The organism is Ruegeria sp. HKCCD4315 (genome assembly GCF_013112245.1).
Classification (GTDB): Bacteria; Pseudomonadota; Alphaproteobacteria; order Rhodobacterales; family Rhodobacteraceae; genus Ruegeria.
The window spans coordinates 1972146-1996739 of sequence record NZ_WVRN01000001.1 but is presented as its reverse complement, the minus strand read 5'-3'; the positions used below and the strand labels follow the sequence as shown (position 1 = coordinate 1996739).

Here is a 24594-nt window from a genome sequence, read left to right as displayed (position 1 = left end):
AGAGCCCTTTAATTTCACGACGTTTTGCGGCCCCAGATGGTCAGCATGGCTTAAAACAGTGATCCCTGATCCGGGGCGTCCGGTTTGGGTTTCTTGGGCGTCGGTTTTGCGGCTGTGCCAGTGCTCAGAACACCATCTGCGAACTCGATCTCAAGCGCCGCATGTGTGGCCGCCTGGGCTTTGGTGGTGATCACGTCACCTTCCGCACGGACGACCGCATATCCCCGCTCCAAAGTGGCTTTGTAACTGAGCGTTTCGCGCAGGCGGTCGGTGGCCTCAAGTTGTTGCTGAAGGCGTTCCAGACGCGTGGTCTGAGCGGTGTTCATTCGATCATTAAGCCGGGCAAGGCTCTGCCGCTGCTGCTCGATCTCGCGCTGAATCGGGCGCAGAGACAGGCGCGACGACAGGTTGCGCAGCGATTCCTGACGTGTTGTTACCAAACCACGTAGGGTCGAAGGGCGTAGATGGGCGGACAGTTCGACGACTTGCAGACGGCGGTTTTGCACGCCGCGGGTCAAGGCGGGTGTCAGGCGATCTGCAATCAAATCAAGACGTTGGCGTGGGGAGTTCAACAAGCTGTCTGGGCGCGGCAAGGCGCGGGACAGATCGCGCAGCCTTTGCGTTCGGCGTTGAACTGCATCCGTTGCCGCACGGGACAACCGCGCCCCTTGCTCTCCGGTCCATGCAAGCAGCTCCATGCGGACGGGCACGGCAAGCTCTGCTGCGGCAGTGGGCGTGGGCGCGCGGCGGTCCGAGATAAAGTCGATCAGCGTTGTATCGGTTTCGTGCCCGACGGCTGAAATCAGCGGAATTTCTGATGCAGCTGCGGCGCGGGCGACGACCTCTTCGTTAAAGCCCCAGAGGTCTTCGATAGACCCGCCACCGCGGGCTACGATGATCAAGTCGGGCCGGGGCAGGGCTCCGCCAGGCGTCAATTGGTTGAAGCCTTCGATGGCGCGAGCGACTTCTGGTGCGCAATTCGCCCCTTGGACGGCCACGGGCCAGATTAGCACCTTACGCGGGAACCGGTCTCTGAGGCGATGAAGAATGTCACGGATCACAGCACCCGAAGGCGATGTCACCACACCGATGATATTCGGCAGATAGGGCAACGGCTTCTTTCGCTCGGGCGCAAACAAACCCTCGGCTTCAAGCTGCTTCTTGCGTTTCTCCAGCAAGGCCATCAATGCGCCTTGTCCGGCGACGGATACCTCATCGACATTCAGATTGTATTTCGATTGCGCACCAAATGCGGTCAGGCGGCCCGTGACGACAACCTCCAACCCTTCTTCTGGCACAACGGAAAGGCCGGAAATCTGTCCTTTCCATGTGGTGCAGGCCAGAACGTTCCGGTCATCTTTGATGTCATAGTACAAATGCCCCGAACGCGCTTTGAACACGCGCCCGACCTCACCCCGCACTCGGATTCGCCCGAAAGAGCCTTCGAGCGTCCGTTTCACCTCTCCTGAGATCTCGGAAACGGTGTATTCGGGGGTATTTTGGCCCGGAATCGGGTCATCGAGCAGATCGGACATTTCAGCGCCTTGTTTCAAATGCCGGGCCAGCTTAGAACGCCGCGCAGGCAAGGCCAAGCAGATCGGAGAGCATTCATGAACATCCTCATTCTCGGCAGCGGCGGACGCGAACACAGTCTCGCCTGGGCGGTGTTGCAAAACCCAAAATGCGACCGTCTGATCGTGGCTCCGGGCAATGCCGGGATCGCTCAAATCGCGGATTGTGCGGCGCTGGATATTGAAAATGGCGGGGCTGTAGTCAGCTTTGCCGAAGAAAACGCGATTGATTTTGTGATTGTCGGGCCCGAGGCACCTTTGGCGGCTGGCGTGGCTGATCGCTTGCGCGAGGCCGGAGTTCTGGTTTTTGGTCCCTCCGCCGAGGCGGCGAAGCTCGAAGCGTCGAAAAGCTTCACCAAGGAAATCTGCGACGCGGCCAATGCGCCCACCGCAGCTTATGCCCGGTTCACCGAGGCCGAGCCTGCCAAGGCCTATATCCGCAAACAAGGCGCGCCGATTGTGGTGAAGGCTGACGGTCTGGCTGCAGGCAAAGGCGTGATCGTCGCGATGGACGAACAGACCGCACTGGACGCAATTGACGACATGTTCGGCGGCGCTTTTGGCGGTGCTGGTGCGGAAGTTGTCATCGAAGAGTTCATGGAAGGCGAAGAAGCCTCGCTTTTTGTTCTGTGTGATGGTGAGGACATCCTCTCAGTCGGGACGGCTCAGGACCACAAACGGGTTGGTGAGGGCGATACCGGGCTGAACACGGGCGGTATGGGTGCGTATTCTCCCGCACCGGTGTTGAGTGCAGAGGTTGAAGCACGTGCGATGGAAGAGATTGTGCGGCCAACCATTGCCGAGATGAAGCGCCGGGGTACGCCGTTTCAGGGGGTCCTTTACGCTGGGTTGATGATCAAGGGCGGTCAGCCACGTCTGGTGGAATACAATGTGCGTTTTGGCGATCCAGAATGTCAGGTGCTGATGATGCGCCTTGGTGCGCAGGCGATGGATTTGATGCATGCCGCAGCCGAAGGGCGGCTGGGCGAGATGCGGGTGAACTGGGCCGATGATCACGCGATGACGGTTGTGATGGCGGCCAAAGGCTATCCGGGTTCCTATGAAAAGGGTTCAGTCATCAAAGGGTTGAACGCATTGCCCGAGGACAGCAGCAACATGGTATTCCATGCGGGGACCAAGGCTGTTGAGGGTCAGGTGCAGGCCGCAGGTGGGCGTGTGTTGAACGTAACGGCGCGCGGAGACTCGTTGCAAGAGGCGCGGGACCGGGCGTACCAGATGGTTGCTGGGGTGGAATGGCCCGAAGGATTTTACCGGCGCGATATCGGGTGGCGTGCTTTGGATGGTTGATCGGGCAGGGGGCTTTGCCCCCTCGGCCTGCGGCCTCACCCCCAAGGTATTTTTAGCCAGATGAAGAGACGGATCAGCAGTTCAACGCTTGGGCGAGGCTGTTTGGGCCTTTGAATGGGCCGAGATCGGTTTTGGTCCAGCCATTGTCGTAAGAAACGCTGATGATCCGTGACCAGTCGGCGCTGGCCACGATCAACTCCGGGCGGTCGCCACAGGCGCGCAGACCGCCTGAGATAAAATCCTCACCGATCTTGTGGTTGGTCAGACCGGGTATCGAAGCGATCTCGGTCAGGGCGTTGTCTTTATAGCGCCAGACGCGCAGTGTTTTGGCAAGGTGCGGACGGTCGATATAGGCGATTTCGATATGGCCGTCACCGTCCAGATCGGCTGCGCCAATTGGGGCGAGCCAGCGGAAGTGGGTGCCGATGTGAGGTGTAGCGGCGATTTTAGTGCCGCTTGCGTTATAAATGGCGAGTTGCGCGCCTTGTTGATCCTGAGATTCGACAACAATCGCTTCGAGAGTTCCGTCAGCATCAATATCGATAAGCCGTGGTGCGAGATCTTCGAAGACGCGGTCTTGGGTCAGACGAACGGTCACGGTCTTTGGGTTTGAGCCGGTGATTTGAACGCGGAGTTCCAATGCACCGTATTCAACAGCGTCGCCCAAGACCCCATGCGCATAGCGTGTAGTGGGTTCTGTAAACTTGGCCGCTTTAATTTGCTCGGCACCAGTTGCTGTGCCTAAGGTCGATACCCAAAGGCACAGAGACGTAAGTGCGCCGCGCGCCCGGTCTTGCCAAATGCGAGCGGGCGTGCGCGGCGCTTTGGAATGCATCAGATCTGTTTTTCAGGCATCTGAACGACCAGACCGTCCAGCGCATCGGTGACCTTGATCTGGCAGGTCAGGCGCGAACGGGCCGGGTCGGGCTCATAGGCAAAGTCCAGCATGTCTTCTTCCATGTCATCCTTGCCCGGGATTTTCTCTACCCAGTCGGGGTGGACATAGACATGGCAGGTCGAGCAGGCGCATGCGCCGCCGCAGTCGGCTTCGATGCCGGGAATGTTGTTGTCACGGGCCCCTTCCATGACGGTCAGTCCGTTGGCGACCTCGACAGTGTGTTCGGTACCGCCGTGCTCGACATAGGTGATCTTTGCCATTGCGTGCGTCTTCCTTTTGCGATGTTCGAATCTTCCTTAGTCAAGGCATTTAGGTCTTTCCAGCCTCATTTGCGACTCATCGCGCCGTGTCTGGACTTTCCTTGCGTTTGTTCTATCTTTGTTCTCATGCTTGTTGCTCCTGTTCGCACTGTCGCGCCAAACCAGGGCTGGCCGCGCCCGCCATCCTGTTTGCCCTCAAACCAGTTAACTGCACCGCCCGAGGGCGCGCGGGTGGCCGTGGCCGGGCTGGTGATCCTGCGGCAAAGGCCGGGGACGGCCAAGGGGGTGATCTTTCTGACGCTTGAGGATGAGACCGGGATCGTGAATGTGGTGGTGTGGCGCAAAATCTACGAACAATTCCGTCGCGCGGTGATTTCAGGGCGTTTGCTGAAGGTGACAGGTCGGATGCAGCGGGCGCATTCGGTGACTCATGTGATCGCGGAAGAGATCGAAGATATCTCGGGCATGTTGGATGTGCTGGTGCGGGGGGAAGGGCATTAAAGCAATCTGCGTATAGTGCTGCCTCTGGACAGGGCGCTGCCCCGGTCATAGCTCGGATAGGTATTGAAACGGGTCAGAGGGCGCGATGGCAAACGGACATTTTCTGTGGACGGACCTGTCCACCTACGACATGCGCACTGCCAGAACGGACTATGCTGAATTTTTCAATTGGTCCTTTGGCAAAGAACAGGCGTATGAATTTGCCACCATCGGCGGTCAGGAGGTTGCAGCAATCTTCCCGATGCCGGATCGTTTGGCGAAAATGAACATGCCATCATTTTGGATGTCCTACATCCATGTTGATGATCTGGACGCAAAGGTCGAACAAGCTCGGACACACGAGGGGGTCATCATCGAAGTTGAGCCCCAACCCTTCAGTGAAGCGGCCCGTATCGCGTTGGTTCGGGACCCGTCCGGCGCGGGGTTTACGATGTACGAAGGACCTGACATCCAGACCGGTGCCCCAGGCGCTGGTAAGATCATAGGCCGCTTTCACCACGTTCCTGACATAGCGCTGATCGCGCCATTCTATGCGGACCTGTTCGGGTGGCGCTTTGAGAAAAGCTCAGCAAGCCCATGGCCGCGCTATGATATACGCCATCCCGACGGAACAGTTGTTGCCTGGGCCGAAGAGGTGCCCGAGGATATTCGTGGAAAGTTTCGCTATTGGATGCCGTGTTTTGGCGTCAAATCGGTCGGCGATACCCTACGGCAAATCGAGGCGCGGTCCGGGCAGCACCACAATGACCTGCCGGAGGGCCGCGTATTGGTATCAGACCGGCAAGGGGCTCATTTTATGATCCAGACTCTGGATCCAAACGGCGCTGCGGTCGGCGAAAGATCGGATTCAAGCGCCAACGGCACGCCTGTGGGAGTGGCCTGGAAGTCGCTGATCGCGTTGGTTTGCGTATGGCTTGCCGTGATCATGGATTTACAGGTGTTTTGGGGCGTGCTGTTCCTGATCTGGACATGGCTGGCACTAAGATCCGGGCGCGCCGATATTGTTGAGCCGATTGATCGGGCGACTCGACCTTGGATGTTCTGGCTTATCACCGGAACGTGGATCGTTCTGAGTTCCTGGGTGATAATTGCGTCGGTTTTCGGTGGCTGGTGACTATGTGCGAAGAAACTCAGCGCCGGGTGCAAGTCAGACGCTTTTTCAGCAGCTTGGTGTCCGATTCCGCTCTTTTGGGAATGGCCACATAGACGTGTTTGCATCCACCAAGAGTGAGCAAAAGGCGCTTTTCCGCCAATTTGGCGACAGTTGGTCGACTCTCCGACATCGGGTGGGTATTTGCTCATGTCTTTTTGCGTCAGCCGAGGCCCGGGGGTGGGCTTGGTCGCGCATCACTCAACGTCTTCTCAGAGTCAATCGGGATGCCAAACGTTACACAGCACGGATCGTTCAAAAAAACCGTCGGTCTGGATGAAGATCAAATATTAGACCGTCTTGCAGAGCTTTCAGTGCTCAGCCGGTCAAAAGGGTATGTGCATTCTGCAAGAATGATTGAAGAAGCTCAGAAAGCATACGCTTTCGAGAGCAAGCACCTTGCAGCCGCTGAAATGTACCGTTCCGAGTTATTGAACTTGACGGGTTTCGAGATTTCGCGGTCGTCGGAAACTTCGGAAATGAAGCAAAGTGGAGGTCCGAGTTTTCGGTCGAGGCGCTCTAGAAAACCGGAATACTTCCGTTCCGATGTTGCCCAGCGATCAGTTGAGTCGCAGGGGCAGAGAGCTTTTGTCCTGACAGCCGGAATGCGTATCGAAAGCAGGAAGGTTACAGCGCTGCGTGGTCAGCAATGGGCTGGCAAACCAATGCGCTTCCCAGCAGAGCCGGAATTCAAGTTTCGCTGACCCATTGTGCTGTGGCCAATGTTTTTTTGCCAAACAATGAACATCACCCAAAGATCATGTGCTCGCCGTGATTGGGGTTATCGTTTGAACAAAACCCCTTGCGACTGCTTGTCCCTGTGATCCCCACGCAATTCGGCGTGTAGTGCGCGACCAGCCTGAACGCCAGGACGGGCGCTTACGGTTTCAAGCCAGCGGGCGAAATGGGGTGTGTTGTCCAGTACATGCTGCTGACCTTCCCAAAGGCTGGCCCAACCCCAGATCGACATATCTGCGATGGAGTAGAAATCGCCCGCAACGTACTCATTATCCGCCAGTCGACGATCCAGCACGCCGTAAAGGCGGGCGACCTCGGTGCGATAGCGGTCCTTTGCATAGGGCAGGTCCTGTGGTGGGTCCAGTTGAGGGGCATATTTCAAAAAGTGATGCGCTTGACCGGCCATGGGTCCGACACCGCCCATCTGCCACATCAGCCATTCCTCAACAGCGATCCGGTCACGCTCGGTCTTGCCATAGAACCGCCCGGTCTTGCGGGCCAGATACATCAGGATCGCACCGCTCTCGAATACGGAAACGGGTTCACCATCAGGACCGTCGGGATCAACAATGGCAGGCATCCGGTTGTTGGGGGCGATCTTCAGGAACTCCGGGTCGAACTGATCGCCTTTGCCGATATTGATCAGGTGAGTCTTGTAGGGCAGCTCCATCTCTTCCAGGGCGATGGACACTTTCCAGCCGTTTGGCGTGGGCCAGAAATACAGATCGATCATGGTCTCTCCTCAGGTTGATGAGATCATGAGGGTTTCTGAGCAATCGGCAAGAGGGCTTGCGGCAGGCGAAGCGCAAAAAGCTGTGACTTCGGGCGATGCCATCGCAGGGGAAGGCCCGTCGAACCTTTGATTACAGATCTGTGACGATGGGTTTGTCGGGGTTGACGACTCTGCATGTGCGGCGTAAGGCCAACATCACAGACCACGTGGCGATTTGTTACCGGATTGCGGGCCACGCTAAACAACACCGCTAAAAGGTCAGGATGAAAGACCCCTTTCGCTTGGCCGCGTCTGGGGTTTTTTGTTTGCCTCTGCCAGAGGCTGAAAGGATTGAGATGAGCGAGAACTGGAACAAACGCACCCAAGCCGTCCATGGCGGCATCCGCCGCAGCCAATACAACGAGGTGAGCGAGGCGATTTTCCTGACGCAGGGCTTCGTTTACGAAAACGCAGAACAGGCCGAAGCCCGGTTTCTGGAGTGCGGACCTGACGAGTTCATTTATGCCCGTTACGGCAACCCAACTGTATCCATGTTCGAACAGCGTATCGCAGCGTTGGAAGGGGCCGAAGACGCCTTTGCAACGGCATCGGGTATGGCCGCTGTCAACGGTGCGTTGACCTCGATGTTGAAGGCAGGCGATCATATCGTCTCTGCCAAAGCCTTGTTTGGATCCTGTTTGTACATCGTCGAAAACATCCTGACCCGCTTTGGTGTGGATGTGACCTTTGTTGATGGCACTGATCTTGAGCAATGGAAGGCCGCAATCCGGCCCGACACCAAAGCGGTGTTCTTCGAATCCATGTCGAACCCGACTTTGGAGGTGATCGATATCGCGTCTGTGGCCGAACTGGCCCACGCTGTCGGTGCCCTTGTTGTGGTGGACAACGTGTTCTCGACCCCGGTGTTTTCGCGCGCGATTGCGCAGGGTGCAGATATTGTAATCTATTCGGCGACCAAGCACATTGATGGCCAAGGCCGCGCGCTGGGCGGCGTGATTATCAGTACTCGTGACTTCATCCGCGGAACGGTCGAGCCGTACCTGAAGCACACCGGCGGCGCGCTTAGCCCGTTCAACGCCTGGGTCATGCTGAAGGGTCTGGAAACCATGGCTCTGCGGGTCAATGCGCAGGCTGAAAGCGCGCAAAAGATTGCTGAGGCACTGGAAGGGCACCCGGCGCTTGAGCGTACCCTGTATCCCGGCCTGAAAACCCATGCGCAGAACGCGCTGGTTCAGACGCAGCTTGGAGGCAAGGGCGGCACGGTTCTGTCTCTGGACATCAAGGGTGGCAAGGATGCGGCTTTTGCTTTCCTGAATGCGATGACGATCCCAGTGATTTCCAACAATCTGGGCGATGCCAAATCCATCGCAACGCACCCGGCTACAACGACGCACCAACGGCTGAGTGACGCGCAGAAAGACGAATTGGGTATCACACCCGGCCTCATTCGGTTCTCTGTTGGTCTGGAGGACGCTGATGACCTGCTGTCCGATATCCGGCAGGCGTTGGAGGTCTCGCAAAAGTAATCTGCCGCGCCCCTGGCGTCTTTATCGTGCCGGGGCGTGACTTGACGTCAAACTGCAGCGTAATTGTGTGTTCGTACGGATTGCCTGTTGCGTTGTTTCTTGCTGATTGCACCATCAAAGGGCGCAAATCGTTGCGAATTGACGGTTTTGCACCGCTTTTTTCGATCCGGACTGCTATTGGCCACGTATCTGGGTAGACTGGAAAATGAACATCAGTCGTATATAGTCCGACGATCAATCGAGGAACAGCAGCCGATGAACGTTCACCCGCGCGACATTGATGAAACTCCGGATCGGGAAAAGGCCGCCGAGGCTCTTAAAGTTCTTCGGCAATGGGCTCAATCGGCGTCTGCATCCGAGATCAGCCAATTGGACCCGGCTGTGGCCAGGTTGGTGCCCGGGCTGACTTCGGTGAATTACCCATCTCTTTCTCGCGAGTATCCTGAGGATTTTGCAATCGATGCCGCGTATCGCGCGTCACTGCCAGATTTGCAGAATGGCCCGTCCAGCCTGATCCGTGGGGCCAAGCAGCAAATCCAGCATGTGGGCATTTCGAACTTCCGCCTGCCTATCCGTTTCCATCGGAAAGAGGGCGATGACCTGACGCTTGAGACTTCGATCACAGGTACTGTCAGTCTGGAGGCCGAAAAAAAGGGCATCAACATGTCCCGGATCATGCGGTCGTTTTACAAACATGCAGAACGTACGTTCAGCTTCGAGGTCATGGAAGCGGCGCTTGATGACTACATGACAGATCTGGACAGTTTCGATGCCCGGATTCAGATGCGGTTTTCTTACCCGGACAAGGTAAAGAGCCTGCGCTCGGGTTTGGAAGGCTACCAATATTACGACATTGCCCTGGAATTGGTCGAAAAAAACGGTGTGCGCCAGAAGATTATGCATCTGGACTATGTGTACTCTTCGACATGTCCGTGCTCGCTGGAACTGAGCGAACACGCTCGTTCGATGCGCGGGCAGCTTGCAACGCCGCATTCTCAGCGCTCGGTCGCGCGGGTTTCCGTTGTGGTGGACTGCGATGCAGATTGCCTGTGGTTTGAAGATCTGATTGCGCTGTGTCGTCGTGCTGTTCCGACCGAGACGCAAGTCATGGTCAAACGTGAGGACGAACAGGCCTTTGCCGAGCTGAACGCCGCAAACCCCATCTTTGTCGAAGACGCTGCGCGCCTTTTCTGCGCTGAACTGTTGGCGGATCACCATGTGGGCGATTTCCGCGTTGTCGCCAGTCACCAAGAAAGCTTGCACAGCCATGACGCCGTGTCGATTCTGACCGAGGGCCCAACGTTTGAGGCATCCAGCCTGGACCCCAGGTTGTTCACAACCCTGTTTCATGTTGGGTGAATCGCGCCGTGTAAGCGGTTAGAATTTAATCAGAGTTTCTGGCCGCAAGCGTTCTTTCGCCGCAATGCAGCAAAAATGCTGCACTTGCGCATTCTTTGCCTGTATATTCGAAGGGAATGCAGCAGACGTATGCCTGCCTTCGGGAAGGTGTGCGTCCCCGAAAGGAAACCGAGACGTGACACGCCTTGGACTGCAAGACCTGGATCACCGCCCGATACATCGGTGCGGGCAGGGCACCTTACCCAAAAAATTCGGGCTGCATCGTTTTTACAGGAGAAACATGTAATGAATCCGATTACCCAACCGTTGGAGCTTCAGGCTGCGGCGTTTCGATTGGCGGGCTATGCCGTGGTCAATCAAATGAAGATCATGCAAATCGTAGCTCGTTCAGCGTTCGAATTGCCGATGGCACCTGTGCAAGCACTGCATGCGGCCGCATCAGCTCCGGCGCCGGTCGCTGAAAAGCCAGTCAGAAAACCGACGGTCAAGGCCAAACCTGCTGCTTCTAAGGCCAAACCTGCTGCTTCGCGTGTGCAAAAACCAGCGGCCAAAAAGGCCACGGTTGCGAAAAAACCAGTAAAGAAGGTTGTGGCGGCTGCGCCCAAAACAAAACCGGTTGAGTTTTCCGCCAAGCCGCGCGCTGCCGCTGTGGCAAAGGTTGAGCCGGTCGTGAAGGCCAAGCCCGCGCCAAAACCAGCCCCGCAGGCCAAAACAGAAGAAAAACCTGCCGCACCCGTTGCCAAGCCAGCAAAACCTGCGGCGCGAAAGGCGACCCCCGCATCGTCTTCTACCGTTAAGGCAACTCCGGCGAAAAAATCTCCGGCCCGGGCTGCAGCGCCTGTAGCCAAGACACCTGCGGTCCAGCCAAAAACCGCTACGCAGTTGGAAAAAGCGGTGTCGAATCGCGCGAAACCTGCGCCCCGCACACGCAAAGCGGCTTCACCCAAACCTGCACCGTCTGCCACCCAGTCAAAGCCCGAGGCGACAGCAGAGAAGCCCAGCCCGCAGACGCGTAGAACCCGTGCACCGTCCAAACCTCCGGCGATGCCCGGGGCAGATACGAAATCCGACGCTTAACCCGGATCATCTGCTTGACACGGTCGGGTTGGCGCGCCAACGCTGCGCGTCATGATGGATCTTCGCCCGGTCGGATATGTGATTGGCTTGCTGGTCGCCATTCTTGGGGCGACCATGCTGTTTCCTATGCTCGCCGACATGATCGAGGGGCGGGGGGAATGGCATGTGTTCCTGGAAAGCGCGATCATCACGATGCTGACCGGGTCGGTTCTGGCGATGAGTTGTTCCAACGGCGTGGGCGAGGGACTGACCATTCGGCAGACCTTTTTGCTGACAACCGGCGTATGGGTCGCGCTGCCGGTATTTGGTGCAATCCCGTTTCTGTTCGGTGAAACCGAACTGCGCTTTGTCGATGCCTATTTCGAGGCCATGTCCGGCCTCACAACAACAGGCTCAACCGTCATAACCGGGCTGGATACACTGCCACGGGGGCTTTTGCTGTGGCGCGGTATTCTGCAATGGTTGGGCGGCATCGGTATCATCGTGGTCGCGATGGTGTTCCTGCCGGAATTGCGGGTGGGTGGTATGCAAATCTTCCGTTCGGAAGGGTTTGAAACCATGGGGAAAATCCTTCCGCGCGCGCAAGAGATCGCAGGCCAGATTTCCCTGATCTACGTGTTCCTGACTGTAGTATGCGCGCTGGTCTACGCTGCATTCGGGATGAGTTTTTTTGATGCCACCGTCCATTCGATGACCACCATCGCGACGGGTGGATTTGCCAACTATGACGCGTCATTTGCAACATTCTCGGGCCCGGTGGAATACGCGGCTGCGGTGTTTATGATTCTGGCGGCGTTGCCTTTCGTACGGTATGTTCAGCTTGCCAATGGCCAGACCTCTTCCTTGTGGGAGGACAGCCAGATCCGTGCCTTTATCGCGACCGTTCTGGTGCTGGTCGTGATTATGACCATCTTTCTTACTTCGGTCTTCCCGCACCATTGGGAACAAGCTTTCCGCGAGTCCCTGTTCAACATCACCTCGATCATCTCGGGCACCGGGTATGCCAGTGTTGATTACATGGGATGGGGCAGCTTTCCGGTTATGTTGTTTTTCCTGATCGGGCTTATTGGCGGCTGCGCAGGATCCACAGCATGTTCGATCAAGATCTTCCGATATCAACTGCTGCTGGCGTCAATCAAAACTCAGATCAGGCGGATCCGGTCCCCTCACGGAGTTTTTGTCCCGCTTTACGACGGTCGGCCCGTGGGGCGCGATGTTCTGACCTCGGTCATGAGCTTTTTCATGTTCTTCGTTCTGTCGATGGGCGTGTTGTCCTGGGCACTGGCGCTGACGGGGCTGGACTTCATCACGTCCGTGTCCGGGGCAGCAACCGCATTGGCCAATGTCGGCCCCGGTCTGGGCAGCCAGATTGGGCCCGCAGGCAATTTCGCGGGCCTCAATGATACGGCCAAGTGGCTGCTCACGATCGGAATGCTGGTTGGGCGGCTCGAACTTCTGGCCGTTTACGCGATCTTCACCGTTCAATTCTGGAGAAACTGATGAAAAGACCCCTTGGCGCGCAAATTTCGCATATGCTCAAGGATCGTGGCGTGGATGTGATCTTTGGCATTCCGGGCGTCCATAATCAGGAAATGTATCGCGGCATCGAAGAGGCGGGCATTACCCATGTTTTGGCGCGGCATGAGCAAGGGGCGGGGTTCATGGCAGATGGCTACGCGCGCGCCACGGGCCAGCCGGGTGTTGCCTATGTCATCACCGGGCCCGGTTTGTGCAATATCATGACACCGATTGGTCAGGCCTACAGCGACTCTGTTCCGATGCTGGTGTTGTCTTCCTGCCTTGATGAAACGCAGGCAATGCGTGGCCAGTTGCATCAGATGAACGATCAGCGTGTCGCTGCCGGGACGGTTGCCGATTGGTCGGCACAGGCCGAATCCGCCACAGCAGCCTATGGGCTGGTGGAACGTGCTTTTGAAGAGTTCGAGCTATCGCGACCACGACCCAAACACATTCAGGTGCCAATTGCGCAGTTGGAGGCAGATGCTGAGCCCGCGCCATTTCCAAACCAGCCAGCGCTGCGCACCAAGGCGTTGCCGCCTGATGTGTCATCCGTTGTTTCGATGCTGAACCTGTCACGCAGGCCATTGTTCATTTTGGGCGGGGGCTGCAAGTCCAACGACTGGCGGCAAATTTTGACACAGTTGGGCGCTGCTTGCTTTACCACCTACGCCGGGCGCGGGATGCCGGGCGCGAACTACCCGCTGGATTTCGGATCCATGCTGCCGCGCCCTAGAAGCGCCGAAGTCATAGCCTCGGCGGACCTAGTGATTGCTGTTGGCGCTGAGCTGGGCGAGGTTGATCTGTGGCGGCATGAGCTTGGACACAAAGCGACGCTGATCCGTGTGGATCTGGACCCCGAAGTTCTATCTGATCGCCACCGGGCCGCAATCAAGCTCCAGACAGACAGCCAAAGCTTTGCCCGCGCATTGTGGCACGCGACTGCTGACATGAAACCCGCGACCGGATGGTCGGCCGATGAGGTCGCCGTTGCGCGTGCCCGCTGGCGCGCCGAGGTAGATGCCGAGCGGCCCGGAATTGTGCCGGTTGCGGACGCGCTGCGCGAAGCCATGCCAGCTGATACAATGATCTATTCGGACATGACCCAATTCGCTTATGTCGCGAAAGAGGTTTGGGACATGGCCTATCCTCATCACTGGCATCACCCTACGGGGTTCGGCACCCTTGGCTACGGGTTACCTGCCGGAATCGGTGGAGCAGTGGCACGACTTGGAAAGCCAACGGCAGTTATCGCCGGGGACTATGGGTTTCATTATACGATGCAGGAACTGGGTGTTGCGGTTGAGTTGGGTTTGTCTTTGCCGATCATCCTGTGGGACAATGGCAAGCTGAAAGAGATTGAAGACAGCATGGTGCGCAGTCAGATCGCACCGAATGCTGTGGTTGCTCGAAACCCGGATTTCTGCAAATTGGCTGAGGCTTTCGGTGCCTTGTCGGCGGCACCTTCGACATTGGCAGAAATGCAGAGTGCCACCCGCGCCGCCTTCGACGCACCGGTCCCGACGCTTATCCATGTGACGCCAGACATTCTGTAAAAAAGCGCCGCGCGGGTGCGCGGCGCTTGGAAATTTGCAGGTGGCTGCGGTCTATTCCCAGCAGTGCACCAGAACCGTCATGCCTGTTGCGCGTCGGCTCAATTCATTGGGCGAAATCTGTGTGGTTTCCTCGCCCGACAGACCGGACACGCCAGCTTGAGCCAGAATTTCTGTCAGCCGCTCACCGGTGGCTGCCAGACTGACAGATGCAGGCAGACTGCGTCCTTCAGATGGCGGCGGCAGTAACATGCCCACAACATTGCCGCTGTCATTAAAAACCGGACCACCGGCATCACCGGGCAGCGCGCTTAGCGCCAGACGTTTGACACCAGTTTCACCGTTCAACCCGCGGACATCGGCAACTTGCCCAAATGTCAGCGTTGGTGCGCCCAATGCGCCCTGATACGAGAAGCCTGACACCGCGATGTCGGACTGAAGACGCGGCAAGGCCGGGCTGAATGCGGCCACGCTCATGGGCGCCAACGCCTTGGCCGGGCGCAGAACAGCAACGCCTACTTCGTCGTCTGCCACGGCAAGCTGCACCTCTTGATCGCCATCCAGTGTGATACGGGTGCAATTTTCAACAGCTTCCGAAACCGTCAAGACGGTTCCCTTGTCATCCGCAAAGAAACCCGAACGCGACAGGCGGGGCTTGCGGATCTGAAGGCCGGAAACAAGGTCAATGCTCTGCTCTGCGTTCAAACCTGCTGCAGCGTCAAGCACCGCGTCGGTTGTGTCAAAACTGGACGCCATAGCTGCCAAAACCCGCAAACGACGCGCTTCATCCCCCTCGGGCCACACCAGGGTGAACCCCTTGATCTTCCCATCGGTCAGACGCGCCTGTGTGAAGGACACAACCCCGTTTCCGCGCCCTTCAAGGGTGAAGCGATCTCCGCGCAGCTCACGCGGACCATTCAGGGGAACGATCTCCAGCGACTGCATGACCTCATACAGGGCCCGCAGCGTGCGCTTGTCGCCGTCCTGGCTGATCAATAGTGCCTTGGCGTTCAAATCGGATGCGCTGTTGAAATGCACGAAAGGGGCCTCATACCGGTCAAAGCTGACGGCACCCAGCGGGAAGTCCATTGTGATCCCGGCGGCGTCATCGCTGTATCGGGCCATGCCGACACTCGTCAGCGGCGCGTTATAGTCGTCCATCAGTGCTTTGCGCTGCGCTGTGGTCAGAACGCCAGTTGCTTCATATCCGTTAAAGCGCTGCCAATCTCCCATCGAGCGGCGCGTTCCCTGACCAAAGGCCCCGTCAATGGTCGAGTTATAAAACCCCGCCGCCTGCAAGGCCGTTTGCAGGTTTCTGCGTTCCTGCGCGGTCAGCAGACGTTCGGATTGCAAGGCTTGTGCCCGCGTTTCATCCGCGTCCTGAGTAGGCGCGATTGTCAGCGTATCTTCTGCCTGAGCAACTGGCGCAACCGGTGCCGCGACGGTGCCACGGTTCAGCACGTTTGCCCCAACAGGCCAGAATTGTTGCCCCAGTCCGCTGGAAAAGGCGATGAAACTGTCGCGGGGGATTTGACCCTCGGACCGATAGACCTGCAGCACCTGTTGCGCATCCGGGCGCGCATATGGGCCGACCACGATTGCATACCACCCGCTGTTCAGTCTGAAACCGTTCACATCAGGCAACGCAGACGCATAAGCCTGCGCCCGTTCCTGCGCTTCTTGCAGGGTTGGCTGGGCTTCAATTTGAACCCAGACGCCGGGGTCTTGCTGAGCGGATGCGGCGCGCAGGCCGACCGCAAGAAATAATAGAATTGCTGAAAATACGCGTGTCATTGTCTGCCCGTGTTTTGCAGTGTTTGTGCTTTGGCGCAGGGTACGCGATTTCCAGTGCTAAATACCATGCCGCATGTACGGGGAATTTGTGGTGTGGCCGCGCAGATACAGCCATGGGGCAAAGCCCCGTTGACGCCCCTTGGCCCCTTGCATAGGAAGGGCCAAACCGACCGGAACCGGGCGTAAGAATGCCCAGAGGGAATGCCATGACCGAACCGAACAGCGCACCGCGTTCATTTCAGGAGATTATCCTGCGGCTTCAGACCTATTGGGCCTCGAAAGGCTGTGCGATTTTGCAGCCCTATGACATGGAGGTCGGGGCAGGGACGTTCCATCCTGCGACCACTCTGCGTGCGTTGGGATCCAAAGCATGGGCCGCGGCCTATGTTCAGCCGTCGCGCCGCCCGACGGATGGGCGCTATGGCGAAAACCCAAATCGTTTGCAGCATTACTATCAGTACCAGGTGCTGATCAAACCCAGCCCGCCCGATCTGCAGGAGCTTTATCTGGGCAGCCTCGAGGCCATCGGCATCGACATGGATCTGCATGACATCCGATTTGTCGAAGATGACTGGGAAAGCCCCACCCTGGGTGCCTGGGGTCTGGGTTGGGAAGTCTGGTGTGATGGTATGGAAGTCAGCCAGTTCACTTATTTCCAGCAGGTCGGCGGGCATGATTGCGCACCCGTCTCGGGTGAGCTGACCTATGGTCTGGAGCGTCTGGCGATGTATGTGCTGGGTGTAGACCATGTGATGGACATGCCGTTCAACGACCCGCAATCCCCCAGCCCGCTGACATACGGTGACATCTTCAAGCAAACCGAAGAGGAATACGCACGCTGGAACTTTGACGTTGCCAATACCGAGGTTCTTCTGCGTCATTTCGAAGAGGCCGAGGCTGAATGTGCTGCCATTCTGGCGCAAGAGCATGACGATCCTAAAACCGGCAAGCGCATCATCATGGCGCACCCGGCTTATGATCAATGCATCAAGGCCAGCCACATCTTCAACCTGCTGGATGCGCGCGGAGTGATTTCGGTGACTGAAAGACAGGCTTACATTGGACGTGTGCGGGCGCTGGCAAAGCAATGCGCGGATGCGTTTGTTCAGACCGAGGCGGCCGGGTTCCAAGCCTGATGGGCCAATCAGGCCAGCCCCGGCAGCAGCGCTTTGAGGCCATCCGCGATCATACTGATCGCGATGGCCGACAAGATCATACCCATAAAGCGGCTCATGATCACACGCGCGTTGCCCGACAGGCGTTCGGCCAGCCATGCTGCATTCCAGAAGGTGACCAGCAAAAGCGCGACGACCACCAGGAATACGCCTGCGAATACAATTACTTCGACAGGCTTTTTCACGTGATGGGCGTACAAGATCAAAGTTGTAATGGTTCCGGGCCCAACAAGAATGGGAAAGGCCAGAGGGTAAAACGCGACGGTTTCAGCTGTGTGGTATTCTTGTTTCTCGTCTTCGGTTCCGTGGTGCGACGTACTCTCGTTGCCGTTGAGCATGTTGAAACCGATCATCAGAACGACCAGACCGCCCGCGACCCGCAAGTGATCGACCGTTATGCCAAACAGGCCAAGCGCCTGACTGCCCACGGCTGCAAACGCTCCACCCAGGATCAGGCAGTAGAGGGATGTTTTGATCGCAACTTTGCGCTGATCAGAGGCGGACAGGTTCTGCGTGACACTCAGAAATACCGGCAGGTTCGTCACTGGATTCATGATGGCAAAAAGCGCGCCGAAAAATCCAACGGCAAGGGTGGTATCCATACTTTTCGCCTCGGGTCGTTCTGTTCTGCGTTGAAATGTGGCCTATTTCTGAAAGACTTGAAAGTCCTTGCATGAAGGGAAGCATCGAAAGATGACTGGTAAAATTCTGGCGATCATCCTGCTTTTGTCCGCAGCCCTTGCAGGCGCAGGCATGTATTACTTGCAGGTCTACGGGTATTATTACGATGTTGAACCCCGTCCGGGTGAGGATGTTGTCTTGTTGGCTGACGCAGCACAGCCGCCGGTTGCTATTCCTTATTCTTCGTTTCAGGCCATAGACGCAGACAGCTCTCCGATCCGATACCGCGCCTGTTTTGAAACCGACATCGCGCTGGACGAGTTGCGGGCCACTTATGTGACGGCGGAAGAGGCAACACCGCTGACCGCGCCGGGCTGGTTTGACTGTTATGATGCGGTGGGCCTGGCTGACGATCTGAAATCCGGCAAGGCCCAAGCCTTTATTGGCCAGAAAAATGTGCATTACGGCGTTGATCGCATCGTGGCCATCACCCAGGACGGCAAAGGTTTTATCTGGCACGTTCTGAACAATTGCGGCGAAAAGGCCTATGACGGTACGGTGGTCGGAGAGGAGTGCCCCCCGCGCCCCGAGAACTGAGGAACTTGCCTTGGCCGACGCAGTAACAATCCCGGATTTCATCACGGCGACCATGGGTTTTGCTGTCTATCTGCTTGGCGCGCAGATCAACAGCAGGGTTGCGATGCTGCGGCAATTCAATATCCCTGAACCCGTCACTGGTGGACTTCTGGCATCGCTTGTCGTTCTGGCCCTATATCTGGTGTTCAACCTCGAACTGTCCTTCGAACTGAACACCCGCGATTCCCTACTGGTTCTGTTTTTCGCCGGGATTGGCCTGAATGCGCGGTTTTCTGATTTGATTGCGGGCGGTAAGCCTCTGCTCATTCTCCTGATTTTGACGCTCGTGACGATCATTGCGCAGAACGTGATCGGAGCGGCAGGCGCGTCGTTGTTTGGCTATCCCGCGCAAGCCGGCGTTCTGTTCGGATCCGCTGCCCTCATCGGCGGGCACGGGACCGCGATCGCATGGGCACCAGAGGTTGCAGGGGCGACCGGTTTGGAAGGCGCGACCGAATTGGGCGTTGCGGTTGCGACGTTGGGCCTGGTTCTGGCGGCTTTGGTCGGTGGCCCCATCGCGCGCCTGTTGGTTGAATCGCGCAATCTGACGCCTGATCGACCCGATGAGGAACACACGGTCGGGCTGCCCGATGATGAGCCAAAGCTTTCGGGCATCGACCATATCTCGATCATGCGCGTGCTGCTGCATCTGAATCTTGCGGTCATTTTTGGCTTTATATTGGGCGAGGCCATTGCCGCTGCTGGGCTGAAACTGCCTTTGTTTGTGCCCTGCCTTCTGATGGGCATCGTGATTTCGAACCTGAGAACGGCCTTGGTGCCGTCCGCCCCACCTGTTGCACGGACGCCCTCGCTGGCCTTGATCTCGGAATTTGCACTGGGTGCGTTTCTGGCGATGTCCTTGATGAGCCTTCAGCTTTGGACAATTGCCGAATTGGGGATGGCGATAGCGGTTATCATGTCGGCGCAGACGCTGTTCACGGTCGTCTTTGTAATTTGGGTGCTGTTTCCGCTTATGGGTTCAAACTACCGCGCGGCGGTGCTGGCTGCGGGTTTTGGGGGCTTTGCTTTAGGGGCTACACCCACCGCAATTGCAAATATGACCGCCGTGACCAAGCGATATGGTCCATCGCCTATTGCCTTTATTGTGCTCCCCCTTGTATCCGCCTTCTTTGTGGATATCGCAAATGCCATCGTCATTCAGACGATCGTCAATTTCTAAGGACCAACAATGCCTGACCTGCTGATCGAACTGTTTTCCGAGGAGATCCCCGCGCGCATGCAGACCCGCGCCGGTGAGGACCTGAAAAAGCGGATCACCGATGGTTTGGTCGAGGCCGGTCTGACCTATGCCGGGGCTGCCGCCCTGACCACGCCGCGCCGCCTGACGCTGGCGGTCGAAGGTCTGCTGGCGGAAAGCCCCACCATTCGCGAGGAACGCAAGGGCCCCAAGGTCGGCGCGCCGGACAAAGCCATCGAAGGGTTCCTGCGTGGCGCTGGCCTGACCCGCGACCAGCTAGAAGAGCGCGACACACCCAAAGGTGCGGTTTACTTTGCCACCATCGAAAAGGCAGGGCGACCAGCGGCTGATATTGTCGCTGAGGTGCTGGAAGCCACCATCCGCAACTTCCCATGGCCCAAATCCATGCGGTGGGGCAGTGGTGCCATGCGTTGGGTCCGTCCGCTGCATTCGATCCTGTGTATTCTGAATGATGAAGCAGGCTCGCAAACCGTGCCGCTTGAGGTCGAGGGCATAGCATCCGGGGACACGACCGCTGGCCACCGCTTCATGGCGCCGAACCGGTTTTCGGTATCGTCGTTCGAGGATTACGCCGCCCAATTGAAACGCGCATTTGTCGTGCTGTCGCCCGACGAACGGGCCGAGCATATCTGGAACGACGCCCAGAACATGGCCTTTGCCGCCGGTCTGGAAGTGGTGGAAGACAAGGGCCTGTTGGCCGAGGTCGCCGGGCTGGTCGAATGGCCCGTGGTACTGATGGGGCAGATCGACGAGGAATTCCTCGAATTGCCGCCCGAGGTGCTGCAAACCTCAATGAAGGAACACCAGAAGTTCTTTTCCGTAAAGAACCCCAAAACGGGCCGGATCGAGCGCTTCATCACCGTCGCCAACCGCGAAACCGCTGACAATGGCGCGACCATTCTGGCGGGGAACCAGAAGGTGCTGTCAGCTCGTCTGGCGGATGCGAAATTCTTTTGGGAGAATGACCTGCGCGTTGCCAAGTCGGACATCGCCCAATGGACCCGCGCGCTGGAGAATGTGACCTTCCACAACAAACTGGGCACCCAGGCCGAGCGCATCGACCGCATCGCCGCGCTGGCCCGCGAACTGGCCCCGGTGACCGGAGCGGATGCCGATCAGGCCGAGAAAGCCGCGCGTCTGGCAAAGGCCGATCTGAGTTCCGAGATGGTTTATGAGTTCCCTGAACTTCAGGGTCTTATGGGCCGCTACTATATCGAAGCCGCAGGCGAAGACGCCGCAGTGGCTGCCGTGGCGGAGGAGCACTACTCACCGCTGGGTCCATCGGACGACGTACCAACCGCACCGCTTTCGGTGACCGTGGCGCTGGCTGACAAGCTGGATACGCTGGCTGGGTTCTGGGCGATTGATGAGAAGCCGACCGGTTCGAAAGATCCGTTTGCACTGCGCCGTGCGGCGTTGGGAGTTATTCGTTTGGTGCTGGGTAACGATCTGCGCATCAGTTTAGACCGTTTCTTTGATAGCCAGTTAGTGCGGGCAGAGAACGCCATCAATGAGGCGCTGCCGGATGCAAATGTGCGCGACCTTCTGGAGGAAATTGCAGATCACGGTGTATTTGGCGGGGCTTTTCAGGCTGTCAAAGAAAGAATTGGCGGATCGCCTGCGGCGGCATTTCTTGAGTTAGAGGAAAAGGTTCCTGACGCATCCGATGACCTCCTCTCCTTCTTCCACGATCGTCTGAAGGTCTTTCTCCGCGACGAGGGCATCCGCCACGACATCATCGACGCCTGTATCGCGATGGAGGGGAATGACGACCTCAACCTGCTGGTAAAACGCGCCCGTGCTCTGAATGCGGTGATCTCGACCGAGGATGGCGAGAACCTCGTGCAGGGCTTCAAGCGCGCCAACAACATCCTGACGCAGGCCGAAGAGAAGGATGGCGTCGAATACTCCTATGGTGCGGATGTGAAATTTGCTGAGACGTACAGCGAAAAGGCGCTGTTTGCCGCCTTGGATCAGGCACAGGCGCAGATTGACCCCGCGCTCAAGGCTGAGGATTTCCCGACTGCCATGACCGCCATGGCCGCCCTTCGCGGGCCGGTGGATGCGTTCTTTGAGGATGTGCAGGTCAACACCGACAATGACATCCTGCGCCGCAACCGCCTGAACCTGCTCAGCCAGATCCGCACGGTCTGCTCCAGCGTGGCCGATCTGACCAAGATTGAAGGTTAAATCTCTGGGCGCGCGGCAAATGCGCGCCCAGAACGCCCTTGCGCGAAAGGCGCAAGCGCTTATGCTGCACGCAAACCAAAAGGTGCTGCAGTGCAGAATAATCCGCATACCACGCTCATAACCTCCGACGCGCCGGTCACGGCCCATACCCATGGCGGGCGGGCCAAGTGCCTGCAACGGCTGGTCCGTCTTGAACTGCCTGTTCCGCGAACCGTCGCACTGTCTTTTGACTCTGTGCACCAGATTGCCGAAGGCGAGATCCCGAACCTGGCCGCGATCCTCGAACAGTTTGACCCGGCGACGTTGCTATGTGTTCGACCCAGTTCCGAGGACCCGGATTGGGGCGGACCCGGGGCAGTTCTGAACATCGGCATGAACGATGCACGCTATGTGGATCTGTCGGAAAACATGGGGGCCGAAGCGGCTGCCGCACTGTATCTGAGATTTGTACAAAGCTATGCCATCCACGTGGCACGCCTGGATCCTGATGTGTTTGACGACATCGAACTGGACGGAAGCGAGGGCCTGCGCCTTTCGTTGCGGGCCTATGAAGATGAAACCGACGAAGCCTTTCCGCAAGACCGCGGAGAGCAGTTAATCGGCGTGTTACGGTCTATGGCACGGGCGTGGGATGGAACCTCGGCGCGCTTGTTGCGGCAGGCCAAGGGGGCACCGGTTGATGCCGGGTTGGGGCTGGTCATTCAGGAAATGATCCCCGGTGTCGGGCAGGGCGAATGTGGCTCTGGCGTTTTGCAACTGGTCGATTCCACAACCGGGATGCAGCAGATCACCGGTCGTTATCTGAGCCAAAGTCAGGGCCGGGATGCGTTGGGTGAAGATGTTGCCGCGCTGTTTCTGGAAAAAGACCCGCGTGGCCCATCGCTTGAGGAAGTTGCACCCGAAGCCTTTTCTGAACTCAAGCAACAGGCCGCTTTGATGCGCGCAAAACTGCGCGAAGAAATGCAGGTCGAATTCGTTATTCAGAACGGTGACGTGCACATCCTGGATGGCGTGCGCGTACAGCGCAGCGCTCGCGCGGCTATGCGGATCGCAGTGCGTCTGGCGGAGGACGGGATAATCCCGCCGCAAGAGGCGGTCATGCGTGTTGACCCCCACGCGCTGAACGAACTTCTGCACCGGCAGGTGCATCCGGATGCACGACGCGATGTTCTGACAACTGCCATTGGCGCTAGTCCCGGTGCATCGACCGGTAAGATCGTGTTCACCTCGGCTGAGGCGCAGGCAAGTGCCGCGCGTGGCGAAGCCTGTGTTCTGGTGCGTCGCGAAACTTCGCCCGAGGATGTGCGTGGAATGCACGCGGCTGTGGCTGTGTTGACGGAAAAAGGCGGAATGACCAGCCACGCGGCGGTGATCGGGCGCGGACTTGGGTTGCCCTGTATCGTCGGTGCGTCTGACATTCGGTTTCAGACCAAGAAGAAGATGCTGACAGCACCGGATGGTCGCGTCTTTAAAACCGGCGATGTTTTGACCATCGATGGCAGCTCGGGGCAGGTGCTGGCGGGGCAGCCTGCAATGCTCGAGGCTGCGCTGGACGATTGTTTTCAGACGTTGATGGCTTGGGCTGATGAAGAGCGTGACATTGATATTCGTGCCAATGCTGACACACCCGCCGATGCGCAGACTGCCCGGAATTTTGAGGCGCAGGGGATCGGATTGTGCCGCACCGAACACATGTTCTTTGATCCCGGCCGTTTGATCGTTATGCGCGAAATGATCTTTGCTCAAACCTCATCTGGTCGCGCGGCGGTGCTGGAACGATTGTTGCCGATGCAACGCGAGGACTTTGTGCAACTTTTCCGTATCATGGAAGGCAAGCCGGTCTGTATTCGCCTGTTCGACCCGCCGCTGCACGAATTTCTGCCCACGACCCGCAGCGGGCAAAGAGAATTGGCCGAAGCACTTGATCTGCCTGTTTCAGATGTAGAGCGCCGCGTTGCTGCCATGAGCGAATACAACCCAATGCTGGGTCTGCGCGGCGTGCGTCTGGGCGTAACCGTGCCGGAAATCTACGACATGCAGGCGCGCGCGATTTTCGAAGCAACGTTGGAGGCCCGGAAAAACGGGGCTGCAGTTGTGCCCGAGGTCATGATCCCTCTGGTTTCGGCAAAGCGCGAGGTTGAGCTGGTAAAATCCCGCATCGACTCGGTCGCAGCGGCTGTTGCATCCGAGCAGGGACAGGAATTCGACTACCGGCTGGGCGTAATGGTTGAAACGCCGCGCGCCTGTCTGCGAGCAGAAGAGATCGCCCCGCAAACGGCGTTTATGAGTTTTGGTACAAACGACCTGACCCAGATGACTTATGGCCTGTCGCGGGATGATGCCGGTCGTTTCATGTCAGCTTATGTGCGGCAGGGCGTCTTTGGCGAAGATCCGTTTCACGTCCTTGACCCGGACGGGGTGGGGGAGTTGTTGAAACTGGGGGCCGAACGCGGGCGCTCTGCAAAACCTGACGTGACCTTGTCTGTGTGTGGCGAACATGGCGGAAACCCCGAATCAATCGCGATTTGCCGGGATCTGGGGTTTGACTACGTGTCGTGCTCTCCGTTCCGGGTTCCGGTCGCTCGGCTGGCTGCCGCTCAACTGGCGATTTCGTCCAGACTTGGGGGTTGACAGAGCACGATATCCCAAGGATTAGTGGGTTATCTGATCACTCGTGGGCGAATTAAATCTTCGCTACGGGCGGATTTTCACTTGCTTTTTCCGAAAGACTGGACCTTTGCGCTCGATTGCGCTAGATGCCTCGTCG

Annotated in this window: 20 protein-coding genes and 1 riboswitch; of the genes, 13 read left to right on the top strand and 7 right to left on the bottom strand. The window is 57.8% G+C overall.

All coding sequences use genetic code 11. The features are described from left to right. Nucleotides 1-50: 50 nt before the first annotated feature. Nucleotides 51-1535: an exodeoxyribonuclease VII large subunit gene (gene xseA, locus GS646_RS09955; RefSeq protein WP_171646778.1), complete on the bottom strand. Its 1485-nt coding sequence runs from the start codon at nt 1533-1535 to the stop codon at nt 51-53. A gap of 75 nt (nt 1536-1610) precedes the next feature. On the opposite strand from xseA, the gene purD reads away from it, so the two are divergent. Further along, a complete protein-coding gene (gene purD, locus GS646_RS09950; RefSeq protein WP_171182681.1) occupies nt 1611-2879 on the top strand; it encodes a phosphoribosylamine--glycine ligase in 1269 nt (422 codons plus the stop codon). 73 nt (nt 2880-2952) lie between these two features. Here the strand turns inward: purD and GS646_RS09945 are convergent, their stop codons facing one another. Together GS646_RS09945 and GS646_RS09940 are read right to left on the bottom strand one after the other, a co-directional pair. Next, nucleotides 2953-3714: a VCBS repeat-containing protein gene (locus tag GS646_RS09945; RefSeq protein WP_171182683.1), complete on the bottom strand. Its 762-nt coding sequence runs from the start codon at nt 3712-3714 to the stop codon at nt 2953-2955. Then, on the bottom strand, nt 3714-4037 hold the full coding sequence (locus GS646_RS09940) for a 2Fe-2S iron-sulfur cluster-binding protein (RefSeq protein ID WP_170715918.1): 324 nt from the start codon (nt 4035-4037) through the stop codon (nt 3714-3716). Before GS646_RS09940 ends, GS646_RS09945 begins: the two co-directional genes overlap by 1 nt. 126 nt (nt 4038-4163) lie before the next feature. Between GS646_RS09940 and GS646_RS09935 the strand changes: the two genes are divergently transcribed. The 3 genes from GS646_RS09935 to GS646_RS09925 all read left to right on the top strand — a co-directional run bounded on the left by GS646_RS09935 (nt 4164) and on the right by GS646_RS09925 (nt 6392). Next, nucleotides 4164-4538 carry an OB-fold nucleic acid binding domain-containing protein gene (locus GS646_RS09935; RefSeq protein ID WP_171182684.1) on the top strand — a complete coding sequence of 125 codons (375 nt, stop codon included), beginning with the start codon at nt 4164-4166 and terminating at the stop codon, nt 4536-4538. Between the two features lie 85 nt (nt 4539-4623). Beyond that, nucleotides 4624-5652, top strand: a complete 1029-nt coding sequence (locus tag GS646_RS09930) for a VOC family protein (RefSeq protein WP_171182686.1) — start codon at nt 4624-4626, stop codon at nt 5650-5652. A gap of 113 nt (nt 5653-5765) precedes the next feature. Next, nucleotides 5766-6392: a hypothetical protein gene (locus GS646_RS09925; protein WP_171675488.1), complete on the top strand. Its 627-nt coding sequence runs from the start codon at nt 5766-5768 to the stop codon at nt 6390-6392. A 77-nt stretch (nt 6393-6469) separates the two neighbouring features. On the opposite strand, the gene GS646_RS09920 is transcribed toward GS646_RS09925, so the two are convergent. Further along, nucleotides 6470-7159 (bottom strand): glutathione S-transferase N-terminal domain-containing protein, encoded by a 690-nt coding sequence (locus tag GS646_RS09920; RefSeq protein WP_171089352.1) that lies wholly within the window; start codon nt 7157-7159, stop codon nt 6470-6472. A 196-nt stretch (nt 7160-7355) separates the two neighbouring features. Further along, nucleotides 7356-7433, top strand: a riboswitch (SAM riboswitch). 61 nt (nt 7434-7494) lie between these two features. On the opposite strand from GS646_RS09920, the gene metZ reads away from it, so the two are divergent. Continuing rightward, the gene (gene metZ / locus GS646_RS09915) at nt 7495-8685 is read left to right on the top strand and encodes an O-succinylhomoserine sulfhydrylase (protein WP_171646782.1); all 1191 of its coding nucleotides are present in this window, start codon (nt 7495-7497) and stop codon (nt 8683-8685) included. 255 nt (nt 8686-8940) lie between these two features. After that, complete coding sequence (gene folE2, locus GS646_RS09910) at nt 8941-10044, top strand: GTP cyclohydrolase FolE2 (protein WP_171182694.1); 1104 nt, start codon at nt 8941-8943, stop codon at nt 10042-10044. 356 nt (nt 10045-10400) lie between these two features. Here folE2 and GS646_RS09905 read toward each other — a convergent pair whose 3' ends face one another. Further along, nucleotides 10401-11078 (bottom strand): hypothetical protein, encoded by a 678-nt coding sequence (locus tag GS646_RS09905; RefSeq protein WP_171182696.1) that lies wholly within the window; start codon nt 11076-11078, stop codon nt 10401-10403. A 94-nt stretch (nt 11079-11172) separates the two neighbouring features. Between GS646_RS09905 and GS646_RS09900 the strand changes: the two genes are divergently transcribed. Together GS646_RS09900 and GS646_RS09895 are read left to right on the top strand one after the other, a co-directional pair. Next, nucleotides 11173-12621 (top strand): TrkH family potassium uptake protein, encoded by a 1449-nt coding sequence (locus GS646_RS09900; RefSeq protein ID WP_171089358.1) that lies wholly within the window; start codon nt 11173-11175, stop codon nt 12619-12621. Next, entirely contained in the window at nt 12621-14195 is a 1575-nt protein-coding gene (locus GS646_RS09895; protein WP_171182697.1) for a thiamine pyrophosphate-binding protein, read from the top strand. The genes GS646_RS09900 and GS646_RS09895 overlap by 1 nt, the downstream gene beginning before the upstream one ends. A 51-nt stretch (nt 14196-14246) precedes the next feature. Here GS646_RS09895 and GS646_RS09890 read toward each other — a convergent pair whose 3' ends face one another. Then, nucleotides 14247-15986 carry a serine protease gene (locus GS646_RS09890; protein WP_171646784.1) on the bottom strand — a complete coding sequence of 580 codons (1740 nt, stop codon included), beginning with the start codon at nt 15984-15986 and terminating at the stop codon, nt 14247-14249. 206 nt (nt 15987-16192) lie between these two features. Here GS646_RS09890 and GS646_RS09885 point away from each other — a divergent pair, with 206 nt between their 5' ends. Then, nucleotides 16193-17122 (top strand): glycine--tRNA ligase subunit alpha, encoded by a 930-nt coding sequence (locus GS646_RS09885; RefSeq protein WP_171089363.1) that lies wholly within the window; start codon nt 16193-16195, stop codon nt 17120-17122. Nucleotides 17123-17130: 8 nt separating this feature from the next. Here the strand turns inward: GS646_RS09885 and GS646_RS09880 are convergent, their stop codons facing one another. Beyond that, nucleotides 17131-17763: a MarC family protein gene (locus GS646_RS09880; RefSeq protein WP_171182701.1), complete on the bottom strand. Its 633-nt coding sequence runs from the start codon at nt 17761-17763 to the stop codon at nt 17131-17133. Nucleotides 17764-17854: 91 nt separating this feature from the next. On the opposite strand from GS646_RS09880, the gene GS646_RS09875 reads away from it, so the two are divergent. The 4 genes from GS646_RS09875 (at nt 17855) to GS646_RS09860 (ending at nt 24458) form a co-directional block, all read left to right on the top strand. Then, nucleotides 17855-18379, top strand: coding sequence for a DUF6446 family protein (locus GS646_RS09875; RefSeq protein WP_171089367.1), 525 nt, complete (start codon nt 17855-17857; stop codon nt 18377-18379). 52 nt (nt 18380-18431) lie between these two features. After that, nucleotides 18432-19598, top strand: coding sequence for a sodium/glutamate symporter (gene gltS / locus GS646_RS09870; protein ID WP_253284738.1), 1167 nt, complete (start codon nt 18432-18434; stop codon nt 19596-19598). Between the two features lie 9 nt (nt 19599-19607). Then, on the top strand, nt 19608-21827 hold the full coding sequence (gene glyS, locus GS646_RS09865) for a glycine--tRNA ligase subunit beta (RefSeq protein ID WP_171646786.1): 2220 nt from the start codon (nt 19608-19610) through the stop codon (nt 21825-21827). 90 nt (nt 21828-21917) lie between these two features. Next, nucleotides 21918-24458 carry a pyruvate, phosphate dikinase gene (locus tag GS646_RS09860; protein WP_171182704.1) on the top strand — a complete coding sequence of 847 codons (2541 nt, stop codon included), beginning with the start codon at nt 21918-21920 and terminating at the stop codon, nt 24456-24458. Nucleotides 24459-24594 lie beyond the last annotated feature (136 nt).

What these genes read in the sequence shown, in the direction of transcription:
- xseA (WP_171646778.1), bottom strand. Translation starts at nt 1,535, where the DNA reads ATGTCCGATCTGCTCGATGACCCGATTCCGGGCCAAAATACCCCCGAA.
- GS646_RS09900 (WP_171089358.1), top strand. Translation starts at nt 11,173, where the DNA reads ATGATGGATCTTCGCCCGGTCGGATATGTGATTGGCTTGCTGGTCGCC.
- metZ (WP_171646782.1), top strand. Translation starts at nt 7,495, where the DNA reads ATGAGCGAGAACTGGAACAAACGCACCCAAGCCGTCCATGGCGGCATC.
- glyS (WP_171646786.1), top strand. Translation starts at nt 19,608, where the DNA reads ATGCCTGACCTGCTGATCGAACTGTTTTCCGAGGAGATCCCCGCGCGC.
- GS646_RS09940 (WP_170715918.1), bottom strand. Translation starts at nt 4,037, where the DNA reads ATGGCAAAGATCACCTATGTCGAGCACGGCGGTACCGAACACACTGTC.
- GS646_RS09935 (WP_171182684.1), top strand. Translation starts at nt 4,164, where the DNA reads ATGCTTGTTGCTCCTGTTCGCACTGTCGCGCCAAACCAGGGCTGGCCG.
- gltS (WP_253284738.1), top strand. Translation starts at nt 18,432, where the DNA reads ATGGGTTTTGCTGTCTATCTGCTTGGCGCGCAGATCAACAGCAGGGTT.
- GS646_RS09890 (WP_171646784.1), bottom strand. Translation starts at nt 15,986, where the DNA reads ATGACACGCGTATTTTCAGCAATTCTATTATTTCTTGCGGTCGGCCTG.
- GS646_RS09875 (WP_171089367.1), top strand. Translation starts at nt 17,855, where the DNA reads ATGACTGGTAAAATTCTGGCGATCATCCTGCTTTTGTCCGCAGCCCTT.
- GS646_RS09920 (WP_171089352.1), bottom strand. Translation starts at nt 7,159, where the DNA reads ATGATCGATCTGTATTTCTGGCCCACGCCAAACGGCTGGAAAGTGTCC.
- GS646_RS09885 (WP_171089363.1), top strand. Translation starts at nt 16,193, where the DNA reads ATGACCGAACCGAACAGCGCACCGCGTTCATTTCAGGAGATTATCCTG.
- GS646_RS09945 (WP_171182683.1), bottom strand. Translation starts at nt 3,714, where the DNA reads ATGCATTCCAAAGCGCCGCGCACGCCCGCTCGCATTTGGCAAGACCGG.
- folE2 (WP_171182694.1), top strand. Translation starts at nt 8,941, where the DNA reads ATGAACGTTCACCCGCGCGACATTGATGAAACTCCGGATCGGGAAAAG.
- GS646_RS09895 (WP_171182697.1), top strand. Translation starts at nt 12,621, where the DNA reads ATGAAAAGACCCCTTGGCGCGCAAATTTCGCATATGCTCAAGGATCGT.
- purD (WP_171182681.1), top strand. Translation starts at nt 1,611, where the DNA reads ATGAACATCCTCATTCTCGGCAGCGGCGGACGCGAACACAGTCTCGCC.
- GS646_RS09880 (WP_171182701.1), bottom strand. Translation starts at nt 17,763, where the DNA reads ATGGATACCACCCTTGCCGTTGGATTTTTCGGCGCGCTTTTTGCCATC.
- GS646_RS09930 (WP_171182686.1), top strand. Translation starts at nt 4,624, where the DNA reads ATGGCAAACGGACATTTTCTGTGGACGGACCTGTCCACCTACGACATG.